The organism is Micromonospora sp. DT53 (genome assembly GCF_049841535.1).
In the GTDB taxonomy this organism is placed as follows: Bacteria; Actinomycetota; Actinomycetes; order Mycobacteriales; family Micromonosporaceae; genus Micromonospora.
The window spans coordinates 249054-266980 of the sequence record NZ_JBNCKM010000004.1; the positions used below are offsets into that span (position 1 = coordinate 249054).

General features: G+C 72.9%; 17 protein-coding genes. 6 read left to right on the forward strand and 11 right to left on the reverse strand.

The window, feature by feature from the left end; genetic code table 11:
- Window positions 1-83: 83 nt before the first annotated feature.
- Genes nagA through ACLQ3B_RS15360 form a run of 3 tightly spaced genes read right to left on the reverse strand, consistent with a single transcriptional unit; the run spans window position 84 to window position 3066 of the window.
- A complete protein-coding gene (gene nagA / locus ACLQ3B_RS15350) occupies window positions 84-1193 on the reverse strand; it encodes an N-acetylglucosamine-6-phosphate deacetylase (protein WP_425781253.1) in 1110 nt (369 codons plus the stop codon).
- Window positions 1190-2140 carry an ROK family protein gene (locus tag ACLQ3B_RS15355; RefSeq protein WP_425781255.1) on the reverse strand — a complete coding sequence of 317 codons (951 nt, stop codon included), beginning with the start codon at window positions 2138-2140 and terminating at the stop codon, window positions 1190-1192. Before ACLQ3B_RS15355 ends, nagA begins: the two co-directional genes overlap by 4 nt.
- Window positions 2137-3066 carry an SIS domain-containing protein gene (locus ACLQ3B_RS15360; RefSeq protein WP_425781257.1) on the reverse strand — a complete coding sequence of 310 codons (930 nt, stop codon included), beginning with the start codon at window positions 3064-3066 and terminating at the stop codon, window positions 2137-2139. Before ACLQ3B_RS15360 ends, ACLQ3B_RS15355 begins: the two co-directional genes overlap by 4 nt.
- A 200-nt stretch (window positions 3067-3266) precedes the next feature.
- Here ACLQ3B_RS15360 and ACLQ3B_RS15365 point away from each other — a divergent pair, with 200 nt between their 5' ends.
- The 6 genes from ACLQ3B_RS15365 to ACLQ3B_RS15390 all read left to right on the forward strand — a co-directional run bounded on the left by ACLQ3B_RS15365 (window position 3267) and on the right by ACLQ3B_RS15390 (window position 8302).
- Window positions 3267-4052 carry a DeoR/GlpR family DNA-binding transcription regulator gene (locus ACLQ3B_RS15365; protein WP_091403015.1) on the forward strand — a complete coding sequence of 262 codons (786 nt, stop codon included), beginning with the start codon at window positions 3267-3269 and terminating at the stop codon, window positions 4050-4052.
- A gap of 121 nt (window positions 4053-4173) precedes the next feature.
- The gene (locus ACLQ3B_RS15370) at window positions 4174-5184 is read left to right on the forward strand and encodes an ABC transporter ATP-binding protein (RefSeq protein WP_425781259.1); all 1011 of its coding nucleotides are present in this window, start codon (window positions 4174-4176) and stop codon (window positions 5182-5184) included.
- Window positions 5181-6197, forward strand: a complete 1017-nt coding sequence (locus ACLQ3B_RS15375; protein ID WP_425781261.1) for an ABC transporter permease subunit — start codon at window positions 5181-5183, stop codon at window positions 6195-6197. The genes ACLQ3B_RS15370 and ACLQ3B_RS15375 overlap by 4 nt, the downstream gene beginning before the upstream one ends.
- 110 nt (window positions 6198-6307) lie before the next feature.
- Entirely contained in the window at window positions 6308-6706 is a 399-nt protein-coding gene (locus tag ACLQ3B_RS15380; RefSeq protein WP_425781262.1) for a DUF3263 domain-containing protein, read from the forward strand.
- A gap of 112 nt (window positions 6707-6818) precedes the next feature.
- On the forward strand, window positions 6819-7652 hold the full coding sequence (locus tag ACLQ3B_RS15385; protein ID WP_425781264.1) for a hypothetical protein: 834 nt from the start codon (window positions 6819-6821) through the stop codon (window positions 7650-7652).
- 140 nt (window positions 7653-7792) lie between these two features.
- Window positions 7793-8302 carry a GNAT family N-acetyltransferase gene (locus tag ACLQ3B_RS15390; protein ID WP_425781265.1) on the forward strand — a complete coding sequence of 170 codons (510 nt, stop codon included), beginning with the start codon at window positions 7793-7795 and terminating at the stop codon, window positions 8300-8302.
- 51 nt (window positions 8303-8353) lie between these two features.
- Here the strand turns inward: ACLQ3B_RS15390 and ACLQ3B_RS15395 are convergent, their stop codons facing one another.
- From ACLQ3B_RS15395 to ACLQ3B_RS15430, 8 genes are all read right to left on the reverse strand, one after another.
- Complete coding sequence (locus ACLQ3B_RS15395) at window positions 8354-9286, reverse strand: SMP-30/gluconolactonase/LRE family protein (RefSeq protein WP_425781267.1); 933 nt, start codon at window positions 9284-9286, stop codon at window positions 8354-8356.
- A gap of 93 nt (window positions 9287-9379) precedes the next feature.
- Window positions 9380-11593 (reverse strand): AAA family ATPase, encoded by a 2214-nt coding sequence (locus ACLQ3B_RS15400; RefSeq protein WP_425781269.1) that lies wholly within the window; start codon window positions 11591-11593, stop codon window positions 9380-9382.
- Window positions 11594-11629: 36 nt separating this feature from the next.
- Window positions 11630-12142 (reverse strand): hypothetical protein, encoded by a 513-nt coding sequence (locus ACLQ3B_RS15405; RefSeq protein ID WP_425781271.1) that lies wholly within the window; start codon window positions 12140-12142, stop codon window positions 11630-11632.
- A gap of 38 nt (window positions 12143-12180) precedes the next feature.
- Window positions 12181-12939: a GTP-binding protein gene (locus tag ACLQ3B_RS15410; protein ID WP_425781273.1), complete on the reverse strand. Its 759-nt coding sequence runs from the start codon at window positions 12937-12939 to the stop codon at window positions 12181-12183.
- Window positions 12917-13417, reverse strand: coding sequence for a DUF742 domain-containing protein (locus ACLQ3B_RS15415; protein WP_425781274.1), 501 nt, complete (start codon window positions 13415-13417; stop codon window positions 12917-12919). The genes ACLQ3B_RS15410 and ACLQ3B_RS15415 overlap by 23 nt, the downstream gene beginning before the upstream one ends.
- Window positions 13414-13887, reverse strand: a complete 474-nt coding sequence (locus tag ACLQ3B_RS15420; protein ID WP_091402960.1) for a roadblock/LC7 domain-containing protein — start codon at window positions 13885-13887, stop codon at window positions 13414-13416. The genes ACLQ3B_RS15415 and ACLQ3B_RS15420 overlap by 4 nt, the downstream gene beginning before the upstream one ends.
- On the reverse strand, window positions 13884-16523 hold the full coding sequence (locus tag ACLQ3B_RS15425; RefSeq protein WP_425781276.1) for a nitrate- and nitrite sensing domain-containing protein: 2640 nt from the start codon (window positions 16521-16523) through the stop codon (window positions 13884-13886). Before ACLQ3B_RS15425 ends, ACLQ3B_RS15420 begins: the two co-directional genes overlap by 4 nt.
- Window positions 16510-17688, reverse strand: a complete 1179-nt coding sequence (locus ACLQ3B_RS15430) for a hypothetical protein (RefSeq protein WP_425781278.1) — start codon at window positions 17686-17688, stop codon at window positions 16510-16512. The genes ACLQ3B_RS15425 and ACLQ3B_RS15430 overlap by 14 nt, the downstream gene beginning before the upstream one ends.
- Between the last annotated feature and the right edge of the window lie 239 nt (window positions 17689-17927).

Genomic DNA, 17927 nt, shown 5'->3' on the forward strand with positions numbered 1-17927 from the left:
CGGCCCGACCGGCGCGACAGTCCCGACCGGCCCGACCGGCGCAACAGTCCCGACCGGCGCGACCGGCGCGACCGGCCTCGGTGTCACTCCACCCAGGAGCCTCCGCGCAGCACCCGCACCACGTTGAGGTCGTCGTCGAGCACCACCAGGTCGGCGCGCAGGCCCACCTGAAGCGCCCCGACCCGGTCGCCCAGGCCGATGGCCCGCGCCGGGGTGGTGGCCACCATCCGCGCGGCGTCGGCGATCGGGATTCCGGCGTTCACGGCGTGCCGCAGCGCAGCGTCCATGGTCAGGGTGCTGCCGGCGATCGCGCCGTCGCGGGCGAGGCGGGCTACCCCGTCGGCGACGGTGACGGCCTGGCCGCCCAACTCGTACTCGCCGTCGGGCATTCCGGCGGCGGCCATCGCGTCGGTGATCAACGCGGCGCGGTCCGGACCGGCGGTCGCCGTGACGAAGGTCAGCATGCCGTCGTGCAGGTGCACCCCGTCGGCGACCAGCTCGCAGATCACGGTGGGCGCGTCGAGCAGAGCCACCACCGGCCCCGGCTCGCGGTGATGCACCGGCCGCATCCCGTTGAACAGGTGGGTGCCGACGCTGGCGCCGGCGGCGACCGCGGCGCGGGTCTGCTCGTACGTGGCGTCGGTGTGGCCCACCGCCGCCACCACCCGCTGCGCGGTGAGCAGCTTGATCGCCTCTAGCGCGCCGTCGCGTTCCGGGGCGAGGGTGACCATCCGGATCGCGCCCCGGCCCAGCTCGATCAGCTCGGTCAGCTCGTCCGTCGACGGGTCGCGCAGGAACTCCGGGTTCTGCGCGCCGCAGCGGGCGGCCGACAGGTACGGCCCCTCGAAGTGGATCCCCGCCAACACCCCCTCGTCGACAAGCGGGGCGAACGCCTCGGTGGCCGTACGCATCAGCGGAAAGGGCGCGCTGACCAGGCTGGCTAGCAGCGTGGTGGTGCCGTGCGCGAGGTGGAAACCGGCCGCCGCGCGGGCCTCGTCGGCGTCCCCGGTGGTGAAGGTGTGGCCGCCGCCGCCATGGGTGTGCATGTCGACGAAGCCGGGCAGGATCCAGTGCCCGTCGCGCACCGACGGATACTCGGCCACCGCTGTGATCCGACCCCCGTCCCACTCGACGCAGCCCTGGCGGACGACTCCGGTCGGGGTCACCACTCGGCCGTTCACCCGTACGGTCATCGCTTCTCCTGATGGTCACGGACACCCACGGCGTCCAGGGCGAGCAGGGCGGCACCGAGGCAACCGGCCTCGTCGCCGAGGGCTGCCGCGACCAGCCGCGGCTCCCGGTGGAAGGTCATTCGTTCGTGCAGCGCCGCCCGCAGCGGCGTCAACAGCAGATCCCCGGCCTGGGCCAGGCCACCGCCGAGCACGATCGTCGCCACGTCGAACAACGCCTGCCCGCTGGCCAGGCCATCGGCGAGCGCCTCGACCGCCTCCTGCCAGACCTGGCCGGCGAGCGGTTCGCCGGCCGCGGCCCGTTCGGCCACCTCGGCCGCCGTCACCGGCGCGTCGGCGGTCTCGCCGTCGAGTTCGGCGTAGCGGCGGCCGATCGCGGCGGCCGACGCGACCGCCTCCAGGCAGCCGGGGCGGCCACAGCCGCAGCGCGGGCCGCCCGGCCGGACCAGGATGTGACCGATCTCCCCGGCGGCGCCGTGGGCTCCCACGGCGGCCGTGCCGTCGACGACGTGCGCGGCGGCGATGCCGGTGCCGATGGCCACGAACAGCACATGCCCGGTGCCGCGTCCGGCACCGAGCCGGGCCTCGGCGAGACCACCGACACGCACGTCGTGGCCGAGCGCCGTCGGCAGGCCGAGCCGCGTCACCGTCAGGTCCCGCAGGGGTACGTTCCGGAAGCCCACGTTCGCCGACCAGACCGCGACGCCGCGTGCCTCGTCCACCACACCCGGCACGGCGATGCCGACCGCGATCGGGGTGAGCCCGTCGGCGCGGGCCTTGTCGGCCAGCCCGCCGGCCACGTCCAGGATGGTGCCGACCACGGCGGCCGGGCCGCGAGCGGCGTCGGTGGGGTGCCGCTCGGTGCGGACCACCACGCCGTCCGGTCGGACCAGGGCGCACTTCATGCCGGTGCCGCCGACGTCCAGCGCAACGACCACGCGGTCGCTCACGCCAACACCACGGACCGGGTCAGGTGTCGGGGCGCGTCCGGGTCGAGGCCCCGGCTGGTGGCCAGCGCGACCGCGAAGCGTTGGGCCAGGATCAGGTCGGCCATCGGGTCGACCGGGGTCCGGCCGGCGGACCAGCTGCCCAAAACCGTGCGCCAACCGTGCGTGCGGCTGTGCACGAAGGCCGCGCCGGTGGCGGCCACATCCTCGGGTAGCCCGTCGGGCAGCTCACCGAACGCCCAGACCAGCCGGCCCGGCGCGGCGACCGAGATGGGGCCGTGCCGGTAGTCCATCGCCGGGTACGCCTCGGCCCAGAAGGTGGCCGCCTCGCGGCACTTCAGGGCCGCTTCCTGAGCCAGCCCGATCGTCCACCCCCGACCGAGGAAGGTGACCTGCCCGATGGTGGCCGGGTCGATCGGCAGCGGGGATCGCACCGCCACCTCGGCGTCGGCGGCGAGCGCGGTCACCGGGTCGCCTAGCTGCGCCCGGAGCAGGGCCAACGCGGTGGTCGCGAAGCGGGTCTGCACCACCGACCGCTCGTCGGCGAAGGGCATGGCCACGGTGGCGGTGGCCAGCTCGACCGCCGGGGACGCCGGGTCACCCACGATGACTGTGGTGGGTGTCCGTCCGCGTAGCGCGGCGAGCAGTTCCAGCACCTCGGTGGTGGTGCCGGAACGGGTGATCGCGATCAGCCGGTCGTAGTGGCGGCCGGCGGGGAACTCGGACGCCTGGAACGCGTCGGTCTCACCCTGGCCGGCCTGCTCGCGGCGGGCCGCGTACGCCATCGCCATGAACCACGACGTGCCGCAACCGACGACGGCGACCCGCTCGCCGGGGCGCGGCAGGTCACCGTGGACGACCTCGGCCAGCCTGGCCGCCTCCCGCCAGCAGTCGGGTTGGCTCGCGATCTCCGCGTCCACGTGCGCCATGGGAAACTCCTCGCAGGGCCGATCGGTGCGCAATACGGCTCGTTAGACCCGCATTTCGCGCGTTATTCTGCGCGAACGCGGGTGACCATGGCAACCGACCAGCCGATCGCGCAGGTAGGTCTTTTGCACCAGCCTAGTTTTGCGCACTAGTGTGCACGCAATCAATCACCGTCCGTGCAGTTGCTGGGAGGGCCCCCGCAGTGGACCGGTACGCCAGATGGAACGCCCTGCTCGAAATGCTGACCGACAACGGCCGGGTCAGCGTCGAGGCGGCAGCCGAGCGACTGGACGTCTCCCAGGCCACCATCCGGCGTGACTTCGACCAGCTCGCCCAGCAGCAGATGATCACGAGGACCCGGGGTGGCGCGGTCGCCAACGGCGTGTCGTACGACCTGCCGCTGCGCTACAAGACGGCCAAGCACTCGGCCGAGAAGCAGCGGATCGGGGCGGCCGCCGCGGCGCTCGTCACGCCGGGCACCGTGGTCGGCCTGAACGGCGGCACCACCAGCACCGAGGTGGCGAGGGCGCTCGCCGTACGACCGGATCTGAACACCAGCGCCGAGGGCGCCCAGCTCACCGTGGTGACCAATGCGCTGAACATCGCCAACGAGCTGCTGGTCCGATCCCGGATGAAGGTCGTGGTGGCCGGCGGAGTGGTGCGCCCGAAGTCGTTCGAGCTGGTCGGCCCGCTGGGCGGGGCACTGCTGCGCGAGGTGACCCTGGACGTCGCCCTGCTCGGTGTGGACGCGATCGACCCGCAGCTCGGCGCCGCCGCCCACCACGAGGGGGAGGCGGCGATGAACAACCTGATGGTGGCCCGCGCCAAGCGCGTGGTGATCATTGCAGACTCGTCCAAGCTGGGGGGTCACGCCTTCGCCCGGATCTGCCCGGTCGAGCGGGTGGAGACGTTGGTGACCGACTCCGGTGCCGCGCCGGAGGTGGTGGACGCGTTCCGCGCGGCCGGCGTACAGGTCATCTGCGCCTGAACGGTCACGTTCCGTCGATGAACTAGCCCGTTCGGCGCGTCGATGCATACCGCGTATTGCGCGCTCCTGCATACCGCGTATGGTGTCGGCTGTCACGCCCACCCATCGGGGGAGGTGCAGCTTGCCAGCTGTCCTGGAGATCGAAGGTCTACGTAAGACGTACAAGAGTCGTCGACGCGGCACCCGCAACGCGCTCGACGGCTTCGACATGCGGGTCGACGCGGGGCAGGTGCATGGCTTCCTGGGTCCCAACGGGTCCGGCAAGACCACCACGCTGCGTACCCTGCTCGGCCTGATCCGACCCGACGGCGGCCGGATGGCCCTGCTCGGGCACGAGGTTCCCGACGCGCTGCCCACGGTCGCCGGCCAGGTCGGCGCGATCGTGGAGAGCCCGCAGTTCTTCCCGCACTTCACGGCACGGGACACGCTGTCCCTGCTCGCCGGGGCGGGCGAGGTGCCACAGACCCGGGTCGACGAGGTGTTGGAACTCGTCGGGCTACGCGACCGGGCCGGCGAGCGGGTCAAGACGTACTCGTTGGGCATGAAGCAGCGGCTCGCCGTCGCCTCGGCCCTGCTGAAGAACCCGAAGCTGCTCATCCTCGACGAGCCGGCCAACGGCCTCGACCCGGGCGGCATCCGAGAGATGCGCACGCTGATGCGCACCCTCGCCGAGTCCGGTATGACAGTGGTGCTGTCCAGTCACATCCTCGGTGAGATCCAGCTGATCTGTGACTCGGTCACCATCATCTCGCTGGGCCGGCGGGTCGCGTTCGGCCCGGTCGACGAGGTGCTCGCGCAGCACTCGTCCGGTGCGGTCCGGATCCGGCTGGAAGCGGTAAGCGACCTGCCGGTGGCCACCGAGGCGCTCACCCAGGCGGGGATCCGGGTCACCGGTCACCCGGACCACCTGATGCTGGCCGGCGTCGACAAGCCGGCGTCGGTGACCCGGCTGCTCGCCGAGAAGAACCTCTACGTCAGTGAGCTGGCGCCGATCGCCGTCGATCTGGAGAGCGTCTTCCTCGAACTGACCGCCACCGCTCCGGTACCCGGTCAGCACCGGCAGGTCGACGAGTCCATGAAGGTCGGCGGGACGGGTCAGCCCGGTCCCGCCGGGGGAGGGTGGGGCGCGTGAGCCTCTTTCGTACCGAGCTGCGCCGGCTCAGCAAGCGGCGCTTCACCCGCTACATGACACTGCTCGGCCTGCTGGTGCTGGCCGCGGTGGTGGTCGGGGTGTTCTTCACCAACCAGAAGATCGACGCCGGCCAGCTCGCCCAGGCCGAGCGTCAGGCCGACCAGCAGTACCAGGAGCAGGTGCGCTGGAGCGAGCAGGAGCGCGCCGCGTGTGAGCAGGCCAAGACGGCCGGCACGGCGACCGACGGCCGCTACCCGCCCGACTGCGCGATGATCACGGCGCCGTCCCGGGACCAGATCGAGGCGAGTTGGTTCCTGCCCTCGACGTTCGACTTCAAGGAGACGTTCGACGAGACCCTGATTCCGTTCGCGGCGATCCTCGCCCTTGTCGGGTTCGTCGTCGGCGCGTCCTTCGTCGGCGCCGAGTGGAGCACCGGCGGCATGATGAACCTGCTGCTCTGGCGGCCGAAGCGGCTCACCGTGCTGCTCACCAAGCTGGCCGCGCTGCTCACCGGCATCCTGGCGGTGACGCTTCCGGCCGCGGTGCTGTGGTTTGCCGGGTTCTGGGCGGTCGCCAACTTCCGGGGCAGCACCGAGAAGATGACCTCGGGGGTCTGGCAGTCGTTCATGCTGACCGGCGTACGCGGTGTGGTGCTGGTGTTGGTGCTCACCACCATCGGCTTCGCCCTCGCCTCGCTGGGTCGGCACACCGCGATGGCCCTCGGTGGCGTGGTGGCGTTGATGGTGGTCGGCCAGTTCGGCCTGGGCATCCTGCTGTCCATGGCGAGCGTGCGGTTCGCCGAGGCGTGGCTGCTGCCCACGTACGCGCTGGCCTGGATGACGAAGAAGGTCACGTTGCAGGACTGGAACGCCTGCAACGCGACCTACTACGGGGAGTGCAAGCCGGCCACGATGGACATCACCTGGCAGCAGTCCTCCGTCCTGCTCTCGGTCGGGGTGGTGGTGATCCTCGGAGCGTCGCTCTGGGCGATGCGTCGCCGCGACATCACCTGACCTGACCGAAGTGACGCGGCGCGGCCGGCCCGGCCGTCGGGGTTCCCGGCGGTGCGGACCGGCCGCGCCGCTTGCTGCGTCCCTGGTCGCCGCTGGCTAGGCTGAGCGACATGTCCGCCGACACCACCCCGGCCGCCCCCGAGCCGTCCATCGACGCTCGTCCGGGTGAGGTAGCGGGTGCCGCCGGGCCGACCGTCCCGAGTCCCCGACCGGCGCCGCCCATCGAGACCGCCGACGCGCCGCCCGCCGACGAGTCGGCACAGCCCGCCGATGCGGCGGCGGGGCTGACCGAGCGGGAGCGCGCCATCCTCGCCTTCGAGCAGCAGTGGTGGCGGCACGCCGGCGCCAAGGAGCAGGCCGTCCGGGACACCTTCGGGATCTCGTCGACGCGCTACTACCAGCTGCTCAACGGTCTGTTGGACAATCCGGCCGCACTCGCCGCCGACCCCGTGCTGATCAGCAGACTCCGCCGGTTGCGCTCGTCGCGCGCCCGCAACCGCCGCCGCTGAGCGCTACCGGCCGGGGCAGGAATGTAGCCGAACCCAAGGGGTACGCGGGGAGCCCGAGGCGACGGAGGGGGCGGGCTATGAGGGGCAGCATTCCGACGGGGGAACGCCTGTGATGCGGGTACGCTCCGCGTCCGCGCCAGCCCCGGGCCGGCCGGTCAACGAGGATCTGGTCTTCCGGTTCGGCCCGTTGGTCGGTGTCCTGGACGGCGCGACGGTGCCGGACGGGTTCGACACCGGCTGCGTGCACGGGCCCGAGTGGTACGTCCGGCACCTGGCCGCCCGGATCGGGGTCGCCGAGGCGGTACGCCCGGCCGCCCGGCTGACCAGCAACCTGGCCGCGGCCATCCTCGCGGTGCGCGCCGACCACGGCGGGCAGTGCGACCTCGACCATCCGGGCACCCCGTCCAGCACGGTCTGTCTGCTGCGGGACTGCGGCGACCAGGTGGACTACCTGGTGCTCTGCGACAGCCCACTGGTCCTCGACGTCGGCGGGCAGGTCAGCGTGGTCACCGACAACCGGCTGGACGCGGCGATGGCCGAGCTGCGGGAGACGGTGGCCATCGTGCCGGGCGGCGCGGCGGACCCGGTCACCCGGTTCCGGCACGCCGTGAGCGTCCAGCGGGAGCGGATGAACCGCACCCACGGCTACTGGGTGGCGGCCTCCGACCCGGACGCGGCCTTCCACGCGGTGACCGGGACCGCGCCCCGGCATGGTCCGGGGGCGCTGCGGCGGGCGGCGCTGCTCAGTGACGGCGCGTCCAGCGCGGTGGAGCAGTTCGCGCTGACCGACTGGGCTGGTCTGCTGGACCTGCTGAGCGCCGACGGCCCGGGTGTGTTGATCGACCGGGTGCGGGACGCCGAGCGCGACCACCCCGACCGGCTGCGCCGGCACAAGTCCACCGACGACGCGTCGGTGGTGTTCTGCGAGTTCGGGTCGGCGTTTTGAGCGTTCGACACCCGGTCGGGTGACAACAGAGCGTGATGTGGAACACCCAGGCCCTCCGACCGGCCGGTACCGCTGTCCGGACCGCCAGTGGATGGCCAATGGGGTGGACTTCGGCCGATGAGGGCGGCAGACTGCGGCACGTGGCGGGTGCGGTCCGGCTGGAGCCGGTGGACGAGCGGAACCTGGAGTCGTTGCTCTCCGTAGCGGCTGCGGAGGCGGAGCCCGGTGATGTGATGCCCCCGGTGGAGGCGCCTGCCGGCTGGTCGCTCGCCCGTCGCGAGGCGTTCCGGGAATTCCACCGGGCCAGCTTCGGCGGGCTGGACGGCCCGACCCGGGCACAGATGTACGCCATCGTCGTCGGTGGTGAGGTGCTGGGCATGATCCGGATGACGCGCTGTGACGAGCCGCGCACGGTCGAGACCGGGATGTGGCTCGGCCGCTCGGCACGGGGGCAGGGGATCGGCGCGGCCGCCCTGCGGGAGTTGCTGAACGCCGCAGCCCGGGCGGGTATGCGGGCGGTGGTGGCCGAGACGACACCGGACAACATCGGCGCGGTCGCCGTCCTGCGGAAGTGCGGCGCGAAACTGCGCGAGGACGACGGCAAGGTGCGCGCCGAGATCTGCCTCGATTCGACGCCACCCGCCTTCTGAGGTGCCCGTCGGGCCGGCGGCGACCGCGGGGGCCGCCGCCGGCCGCCTGGGTCAGGCCGGTAGCCGGACGATGTCGTAGTCGGTGGTCGGCGTCGACTCCACGTCGAACCTGCCGTTCACCACGTACAACGCCGAGCCGAGCAGGTCGCCGGTGGCCGGTGACCGCAGCTGCGGGCCGGTGATCTCGCGCTGCACCACCCCGGCGGTGTATCCGGCGTTCATCCGGACCACAGCTACGACGTTTGTCAGGTTCCGGATCACGTAGAGGGTGCGTCCGCGCAGCACCAGCCCGTCGGCCCGCTCCACCGAGTAGCCGCCCAGGTCGACGAGGCGGCTGCCGCCGGTACGCGGGTCGACGCGCACCAGCCGACCGGACAGCATCTGCGCGACCAGCAGATCGCCGTCCGGCAGCGCCACGATCCCGTTGTGGTAGACGTCCGGAGTGGCGGCCGGACCACTGAGCTGCAGCACCCGGAAGGCGGTGGGGGCGGGAAGGCGTCCACCCGGCCCCAGCGGCACCACGTACAGCACCTGGCGAGCGGAGTCGGTGAAGTAGACCGCCCGCTGGGTGATCACCAGGTCGTTGACGTAGCTGCCCGGCACGTCGGTGAACTGGTAGTGGGCCAGCTTGGCGCCGGTGCCCGCGTCGTACACGCTCGCGCCGCCGCCGGAGAAGTCGGCGGTCCAGAGCCGGCCCTGCGGGTCGAGCTTGAGGCCCGCCTTGTCGGTGCCGGGAGTGCCCGGGATCAGCACCGAGCCGCGGCCGGTGCGTAAGTCGCCCCGCCACACAGCACCGTCCAAAATGGACCCCACATACACGGTCGTGCCCCGGCCGATCGTCAACCCTTCCGGGGTGAACCCGTCCGGCAGCGCGATCCGGGCGGGAAAAGGCTTCACCGGATGGGCCGTCGCCGGTGCGCCGACCGAGACCAGGGTCGCCGCCGCCACGAGGGGAACGAGGAGGAGAGAAAGCCGCTTGCGCAAGGAACACCACCTGACGTCGCAGTGGATGACTCCACTGAGGAATGTGACGTACTAGGAACGCCCCGGGCGCGACAAAAGGTTGTGCTGCTCTGATCATTCCCGGTCGGCGGCGTACGCGGCCAACCACCTGACCTGGTCCGGGTCCAGCGACGGGCGTACCCGGGCCCGAGCGGTCGACACGTGCTCGGCGGTGACCGTGGCGGCGGCGAGCGACTCCCGCATCGCCGCCAGCGCCGCCTCGCGGACCAGCGCCGCACAGTCCGCGGCGGAGAAGCCGGTCAGCTCGTCGCCGAGGGCGGACAGGTCGACGTCCGGCGCCAACGGCACCTGCCGGGACGCGGCTCGCAGAATCTCCGCGCGGGCTGGCCCGTCCGGCGGTGGCACGTACACCAACCGCTCCAACCGGCCCGGCCGCAGCAGCGCCGGGTCGACCAGGTCCGGACGGTTCGTCGCGCCGACCACCACCACGTTGCGCAGCGTCTCGACCCCGTCCAGTTCGGTGAGCAGGGCGGCGACCACCCGGTCCGTGGTGCCACCATCGGTGGCCTGGCCGCGTACCGGCGCCAGCGCGTCCACCTCGTCCAGGAAGATCAGGGTGGGGGCCGCCTCCCGGGCCCGACGGAACAGCTCGCGGACCGCGCGTTCGCTCTCACCGACCCACTTGGAGAGCAGCTCGGCGCCCTTGACCGACAGCACGTTGGCCCGCCCCGACCCGGCCAGCGCGGTGACCAGGTAGGTCTTGCCGCAACCCGGCGGCCCGTAGAGCAGCACACCGCGCGGCGGCTGCACGCCGAGCCGGGCGAAGGTGTCCGGGTAGGTCAGCGGCCACAGCACCGACTCGGTGAGCGTCTGCTTGACCTCGTCCAGGCCACCCACGTCGTCCAGGGTCACCGAGGCCAGGTCCAGGGTGGACGACGCCATGGTGGTGGGCCGGACCACCTCCCGGGCGGCGGTGAAGTCGGCCATCGACACCGTCGGCGTCTCGGCGGACTTCTGTCGCAGCGCGGCGCGTACCCCGGCCTCCCGGACCAGTGCGGCCAGGTCCGCCGCGACGAACCCGGGAGTACGCGCGGCCACGTCGTCCAACCGGACGTCGTCGGCCAACGGCACCTGCCGGGTCAGTACGGTGAGTTGCTCTCGGCGCAACGCCTGATCCGGGAGCGCGACGCTGATCCGCAGCGACAGCAGGTCGGGCGCGCGCAGTGCCGGGTCGACCGCCTCCGGCCGAGCGGTGGTGCAGACCACAGCCACGCCGGCGCGGATGCTCTCCGCGAGCACCTGACGGAACACCGTCGCCACCGGGCCGGGATCGTCCGCGGGTGCGAGCGCCTCGACGTCGGTGACCAGCAGCACCGCCGGCCCGGCCGCCCGGGCCGCCGTCGCCGCGACGCGCAACCGCTCGGCGGCGGCCGGACTGGCCAGCGCGGCAACCTCCGGCGCCCAGAGTGGGTGAACGCGGGCACCGACCCGGGCAGCCACGGCCCGCACCAGCGCGGACTTCCCGGAACCCGCCGGGCCGACGAGCAACACCCCCAACGAGATGGTGGTGCCGAGCCGGCCCAACACCTCCCGGTGGTGGAAGCCGAGGTCCAGCAGCTCGGTCAGCTCCTCGGCCTGGGCCCGCAGCCCAGGCAGCTCGTCCACGTCGGGCGCGTCCTCCGCCGCAACCGGGTCGGCGCTCGTACCCGGACGGCTCGGCCCGGTGCCGGCCGGGGCGGGCCCGCCGTGGGTGGTCGCGCCGTGCTCCCAACCGATCACCGTGCCCATGGTGACCAGCGCGCCGGCCGCCGGCTCGACCGTGACCACGGTGAGCAGGGTGCTGGTCCAGGCGAAACCGACAGTGTTGGCGAGGCTGCGTCGCGCCGCCTCGACCAGGCTGCGGACCGAGGCGTCCGGCAGCACGTCCTGCGGCAGCAGCGACACGTCGTCACCGGCGGTGAGCACCTTGCCCAGCAGGGCGAGCCGGAGCATCTCCGGGCTGACCGCCGCGACGACCCCCACCGGCCCGGCCAGGACGACCCGGCTCGCCGGCACCAACGGCACCGGACTCACCCGCACCTGACCGCCGTCACGCAGACCCAGGTTGCCCAACGTCAGGTCGTCGGCGTACAGCAGGGCGCTGCTCGCGTCCGGCCCGGCCGCCGCCGCGATCCCGGCCGTCTCCCGGCGGCCGGTAAGGCGGACCGGGTCGCCGGGGCGTAGCCCCAACGCGGTCAGCGCCTCCGGGTGCAGGCGCACGATGCCCCGTCGGGCGTCCAGCGCCGCCGGCCGCAGGCTCGCCGTCAGGGTCAGGTCGGGTTGCGCCACTGCCCGACCGTAGCCGCCGGTAGCCAGCCCCGCCGGTCAGCGCCGCGGATCCAGTTCGTCCAGGAGCGTCGGGTCGCGTCGGATCAGCTCGGCCAACCGGGCCGCCGGGTCCAGAGTCAACCCGTCCGGGCCGGGCGCCCAGGCGGGCACCGTCCGGCCGGAGAGCGGCCAGGCCGGCGGGGGTTCCACCGGGGCTGGCGGGGGCACCGGCCCGACCGCGACGGCGGGCCCGTCCCAGGAGACCCGCATCGGGTACGTCCGCCCGGCGTGCTCCACCTGCACGGTCACCGCCAGCCCGGGGTAGGCGCCGACGACCTGGCGGACCGCCTCGGCCACCTCCTCGACCGGCCCCCATCCGGCCACGTCGCCCGGGGCCTCCACCCCCGCGTGCCGCGGGTCGTGCCGTCCCGACCGGGCGGTGCGGGTGTCACTGCCGGGGCCGGGCGGGCTCGACGGTGCGGTGGTGTCGTCACGGTCGGTGGCCCGACGGCGCGACGCCTCCTCACGTCGGGCCAGCCGGGCCAGCGTCTCGTCCAGGTCGCCCCTCACCAGATCACCTCTTCCCGCCACGGCCGGAGCTGGTCGGCTCAGGCACTCCTGTCCCGGGTAGCGCGGTCCAGCGCGCGGTCCAGGACGACCAGTAGGGCGTCCCGCACCGAGAGCCGGTCGCGGGCATCGAACTGCACCAGGGGTACATGATCGCCGATGGCCAGCGCCCAGCGGATCTCGCCGAGCTCCAGGGCCAGTCGCCCGTCGAAGGCGTTGACCCCGACGACGAACGGCAGCCCGGCCCGCTCGAAGAAGTCGATGGCCGGGAAACAGTCGTCCAGCCGTGCGCTGTCCGCCACCACCAGCGCGCCGAGCGCTCCCCGGGCCAGGTCGTCCCACATGAAGCCGAACCGGGTCTGCCCCGGCGTGCCGAACAGGTAGAGCTTCAGGCTGCGATCGATCGTCACGCAGCCGAAATCCATCGCCACCGTGGTGGTGGTCTTGGTGGACCGGGCACCCGGGTCGTCCACGCCGATCCCGGCGGTGGTCATCTCGGCCTCGGTGGTCAGGGGCGCGATCTCGGAGATCGCACCCACTGTGGTGGTCTTGCCCACCCCGAATCCACCGGCGACCAGGATCTTGACCGGGATCGGCGGTGCGGCCGGCTTGCCGGCCGGAGGCGGCACCGACCCCGGCCCGGACGAGGGCCGGTACGGCGGCGGCGCGGCCTGCGGTGGACCGGCTCGTCCCGCGACCGGCCCGGTGCCCGGGGACATGCCGTAACGGGCGGCGGCGCTGTTGGTGGCGACCCCGCCGAGCGGGGCGGCCGGCCATTCAGGAGATCGCACGGAGTCCATCAATCACTCGCAGGATGAGATCGGGGTCGACAGCGTCGTCGGTGTCGGTGACGTGCACGTCCAGGTGCCCGGCGGCGCGTAGGTCGCCGACCAGGACCCGCGTCACGCCGAAATGCAGTCGGGCGCGGGCCGAGATCTCGGCCACCGAGATCGGCTCGGCGCAGAGCGCGATGATCGTCTGGAGTTCCGGTGCCAGCAGACCGTCTGATGGACCGGCCCACCAACCGCTGTCCGTGCGGGCGGTCACCTGGGTCTCCAACCCGATCGCCGGGTCGGCGCCCGCCACCCGCCCCGACGTGAGCACGAACGGACGGGGACCGGCCGGCTGGTCCCCGTCCGGCTCCGAAAGTGCCGGCGTGCCCGGTGTGGCCGGTGTCGCCGCCGCGCCGTCCCCGGTCGGGGATGGCGTGCGCAGGTACGGGCGGATCCGAACCCTCGGTTCCGGATCCGGATCCTCGCCGGCGCCGTCGGGGGTCACTGCTGAACGGCGTTCTTCAACTCGACGATCAGTCGCGGGGTCAGGGCGCCACCGGCCCGCCCGGCGAAGAGCGTCATCTCGTACGCGACGGTGCCCAGGTTCGCCGACCGGTCGGCGACCACCCCGAGCACGGAACCGCTGCTGATCGCGCTGATCAACAGGTAACCGTCGGCCATGTCGACGATCACCCGGTTCAAGCCGCCGAGCGCGTACCAACTGGCGGCCCCACCGGCGAGGCTGGTCATCCCGGACACGACAGCGGCCAACCGCTCCGCGTTGGACCGATCCTTGATCGCCGACATGGCCATCAGCAGACCGTCCGAGGAGACCGCGATCGCCTCCAGGACCCCCGCGGTGCTGGAGGTGAAGGAGTCCAGCAACCAGTTGAACGTACGGGCCTCCGGGCTGAGGTCCCCATTGGCGCTGGGCTGACTCTGGTCGACATTGTCGTGCAGGAAGGGGCTGGTCACCGTGATGATCCTTCTTCGTTCCGGTGGTCGGGGCTGACTTCGCGGAGAGCGCGGGCGACGCCCGCCTCGAACTCGTTGATGAGGTCGCGGACCTCGGCCGGGTCACCGAGATGCGTACTGAGCGGTTGGCAGGCCGGGGTGGTGGTGAGGTTCGCCCCCGGTACCCGTCGGTTCAACCGGGGCCGTCCCGGCGCGGCGTCGGCCGAGCCGCCACCACGTGGCACCGTGGGGCCGGCGCCTCCCGGCGTGCTGGGCAGGTCGACTGTCGCACCGGGGTCCACCACGGCCGTCCCGGCGCCGGCCGACGGGTCGCTGCCCGTCCGCACCGGCGCACCACCGAGGCCCGGTGTCACGTGCAGCTCGGCGCGGCGTACACCGGCCTGGAATGCCTCGACCAGTGCGCGGGCGGCGGCGGGGTCCGCGCCGGTGGCGTCCACCGGCCGGGTCGTAGCTGCGGTGGCGTGCAGAGTGGCCCCGGGAACCCGCTGCCGCACCCGTGGCCCGGCCGGTTTGCCCGCCGGTTCCGGGCTCTGCGGTTCCGGGCTCTGCGGCTCGGGAACGGCCGGCTCCGGCTGGCCCTGACCGAACGCGTTCCAGGACGGGCCGGCGTCCAGGCTGCGGGTGGCCCGGCTGAGCAGGTCCGAGTCGAAGCGGGCCGGCACGGCGGCGACGGCCGTCGCGCGGGTCCGCGCGTCGTGCTCGGGGTCGCGAGTCGCCGCCGTCGTACGCCGGCCCCGGTCCGGCACCGCGGCGCGGGCCACGGCGGCCCCGGCGCGGTCGGCGCGGCGCAGCACCAGCGACGCCGACGGGATCTCCAATTGTGCGGTCACTCCACCGCCGCCGGTGGTGGCCAGGGCAACCTGCCAGCCGTGCCGACGGGCCAACCGGCCCACCACGAACAGACCGAGCACCTCGGTCGGGGCCAGGTCGAGTCGTTCCCGGCGGGTCAACCGGGCGTTCTCCTCGGCCAGTCGCTGCTCGCTCATGCCGATGCCGTGGTCCACCACGGTGAGCCGCGCACCGAGGCCGGACGTCTCGGCGGCCACCAGCACCCGGGTGTGCGGCGGTGAGAAGACCGTGGCGTTCTCCATCAGCTCGGCCAGCGCCAGGACGAGGTCACCGACCACCGCCGGCGCGGCCGAGACACCCGCCGGCACCTGCACCTCCACCCGGGTGTAGTCCTCGATCTCACCGAGCGCCAACCGGACCACGTCGGCCAACGGCACCGGCGCGGTGTGCGCGTCGGCCCCGGCCGAGCCGGAGAGCACCACGAGGCTGCCGGCGTTACGCCGCAACCGGCTGGAGATGTGGTCGAGCCGGTACAGGTGCTCCAGGCGGCCGGGGTCGGCCTCCTGCTGCTCCAACCGGTCGATCAGCGCGATCTGCCGACCCACCAGGTTCTGGGTACGCCGCCCGACGTGACCGAACATCTGCGCCACGTTGCGCCGGCCGGCGACCTGCCGCTCGACCAGCCGCGCCGCGGTGTTCTGCACCCGGTCGAACGCCCGCGCCAGGTCGCCGATCTCGTCCTTGGCACGGATGTCCACCGGCTCCAGCCGGACCGCCTGAGGTGTCTCCGCCTCGTCGTCGGTGACCCGGACCAGCTCCGCCTCGGCGACCCTGGCGACCCGGTCGGCCGAACGGGTCAGTCGGGTCAGCGGTCGGGCCACCGTACGCGCCACCGCCACGCTGAGCAGCACCACAAGCGTCAGGATCACCGCCGCCACGGCACCGACCAGGTACGCGGCGGTCAGCGCGCGCCGCTGCTCCGCCGTCACCTCGGCGAGCACGTCGGCGACCAGCTTCTTCTCGACGAACTGACCGAGCCGGATCATCGTGCGGACGGCCGGGAAGAGCGCCTCCATCGGCACGTCGCGGACCGCGGCGGCCGGATCCCGGGCGCTTCTGACCAGGAAGTCGGGGCTGGTCCTCGCGGCCACGGCGGCGTCGTTGAGCTGGGCCACCGTGAGCTGCTCGGGCGTGATCAGAGTGCGGAAGCGCGTGTTGTCGACCTGGAGCGCGGCGATGCACGCCACGTAACCGGCGGTGGTGTCGGGGGTGCCGACCGCCTTCACCAACAGGCTCAGGGTGGCGCAGGCGCCCAGGCCCTCGTCGGCGCGGAGCAGACCGTCGAGGGCGAGCACCTGCCGACCCGGCAAGGTGTCGGTGTCCACCCCGAACATCAACCGCAGCGACGCGATGATCCCCATGTTGACCGGACCGAACGCATCCATCACCTGGCCCGGGTTCGCCGTCCGGCCCAGGACGGCCGTCCGCAGTTCGACGAGGCTGAACACCCCGTCGAGGGCGCTGTCGACCCGGTCGGTCAACGCGTCGCTGCGCGCCGCCCGGAGGTCGGCCACCCGGTCGTCCACGTCGGCGGACTTGCGGACCAGCTCACTCCGTTCGACCCGGCCGAGCAGGAAGCCGACGGAGAGGATGCGTTCCTGCTGAAGGTCCTGGACCAGGCTGCCAACCCGGCTGGCGAACCGGACCCGTTCGGCGGTGTCGCCGGCCCGCTGTGCCGCGGCGACCCGGTCGAGCATCACCGGTACGGCCAGGCCGACCATGCTGAGCAGTGGGATCACCACGAGCAACGCGAGCTTGCCGCGGATGCGGAGCCTACCGAGCAGCATCGAAGGCCCCCCACTGTGCGGTCTCCGGCTCACGAACCGTCCCGGCCGGTTGCAGGGTCCGCGGCTCGCCGGCCGGCGGTTGCCAGGAGTCGAGGGGCAGCGGGGTATCGGGGCTCTCTGTGTGGGTCGCGGCCTGCGCGGCCCGGCGCCGGGCCCGGCGCCCGGCGGCGATCAGCAGTGCGGCCAGCCAGCCCAGCAGCAGCGCGGCGACGACTCCGGCCCCGACGGTCAGCCAGCGGTCCCGGTCGAGGCCATCCATGCGCTCGACCAGCAGTGCGTCCAGCTCGGCGAGGACGACCGGTTGCAGCTGGCGGGCCGCGCGGTGCGCGTTGAGCGCGGCGGCGCCCAACTGGGTGGGGTCCACCTTGCCGGTGTCCGGGCGCGGCGCGGAGTACGCGGCAAGTGCCTCCACCGACCGTTGGTAGGTGTCCAGCGGGGTCAGCACGTTGGCGCCGAGGTCGGTGCTCTCCGAGCCGTCCACGGCCGAGCGCAGATTGTCCACGACGTCGGCTGCGGGTGCCAGGGCGGTGACCCGCAGGCCGGTCAGCTCCAGCAGTCCGCGAGGTTGCTCGGCGGCCGGCCGGCGGGCGACCAGCGAGCCGAGGTCGCCGAGCCGGCCGGCGGCCACCACTGCCTCGGGGAGTTCCTGGCCGACGCTGTCCTGCAGGAAGAACGAGTCGGCTTCCGGGTCGCGGACCAGCCCGGAACTCTCCCGGACCTTCCGGTGCAGGGCCAGTAGCAGGTCGGAGACCTCGCCGTACGCCGTGTAGGCGGAGTCAGGATCCGCGGCGCTCCGGCCGCGCAACGCCTCCAACTTGGCCCGCACGCCGGCCCAGCGTTCCTGGGTGAGCAGCTCACCGCCGATGCGGGCGTCCACCTCGGCGGCCACCTCGACCGCTTGGTTGAGCGCTTCGCGGGGGACCGGGCGAGCGTTGACCGCAGCGGATTGGGCCTCCACGAGGGCGTCGGTGACCGGGGCCAGCGCCTTGAGGTATTGCACGCCGAGCCGTTCCCGGGCGGCGAGGTCCCGGTCGTCGGTGATCTGTCGCCAGTTCGTCGTGACGAGCAGGCCCAACGGCGCCAACAGTGCTCCGATGAGCAGCAGGGGCAGCAGTCGGCCCAGCGTGGACGGCCGTCGACGGGCCCGCGGCGCGGGGACTGTCATGTGTTTCTCCTCCGGCGTGGGGCGCGGATCGGCGCGGCGTCGGACTCGCCGACAAGTCCCGTGCACCGGACCGGAAAACTAATCGAACCCTCCACTGGTCAGACCTCACTCGGCGAGTCAGGTTCGCGTCACTTCGAGCCATGTCACCATTTGTCCTCGTTACCGGCACGCTCTGTGTCGTCTGTGGGTGTGACATGGAGGGATCGAGGTGGATATCCGCGGAAGATCGGAATTCACGG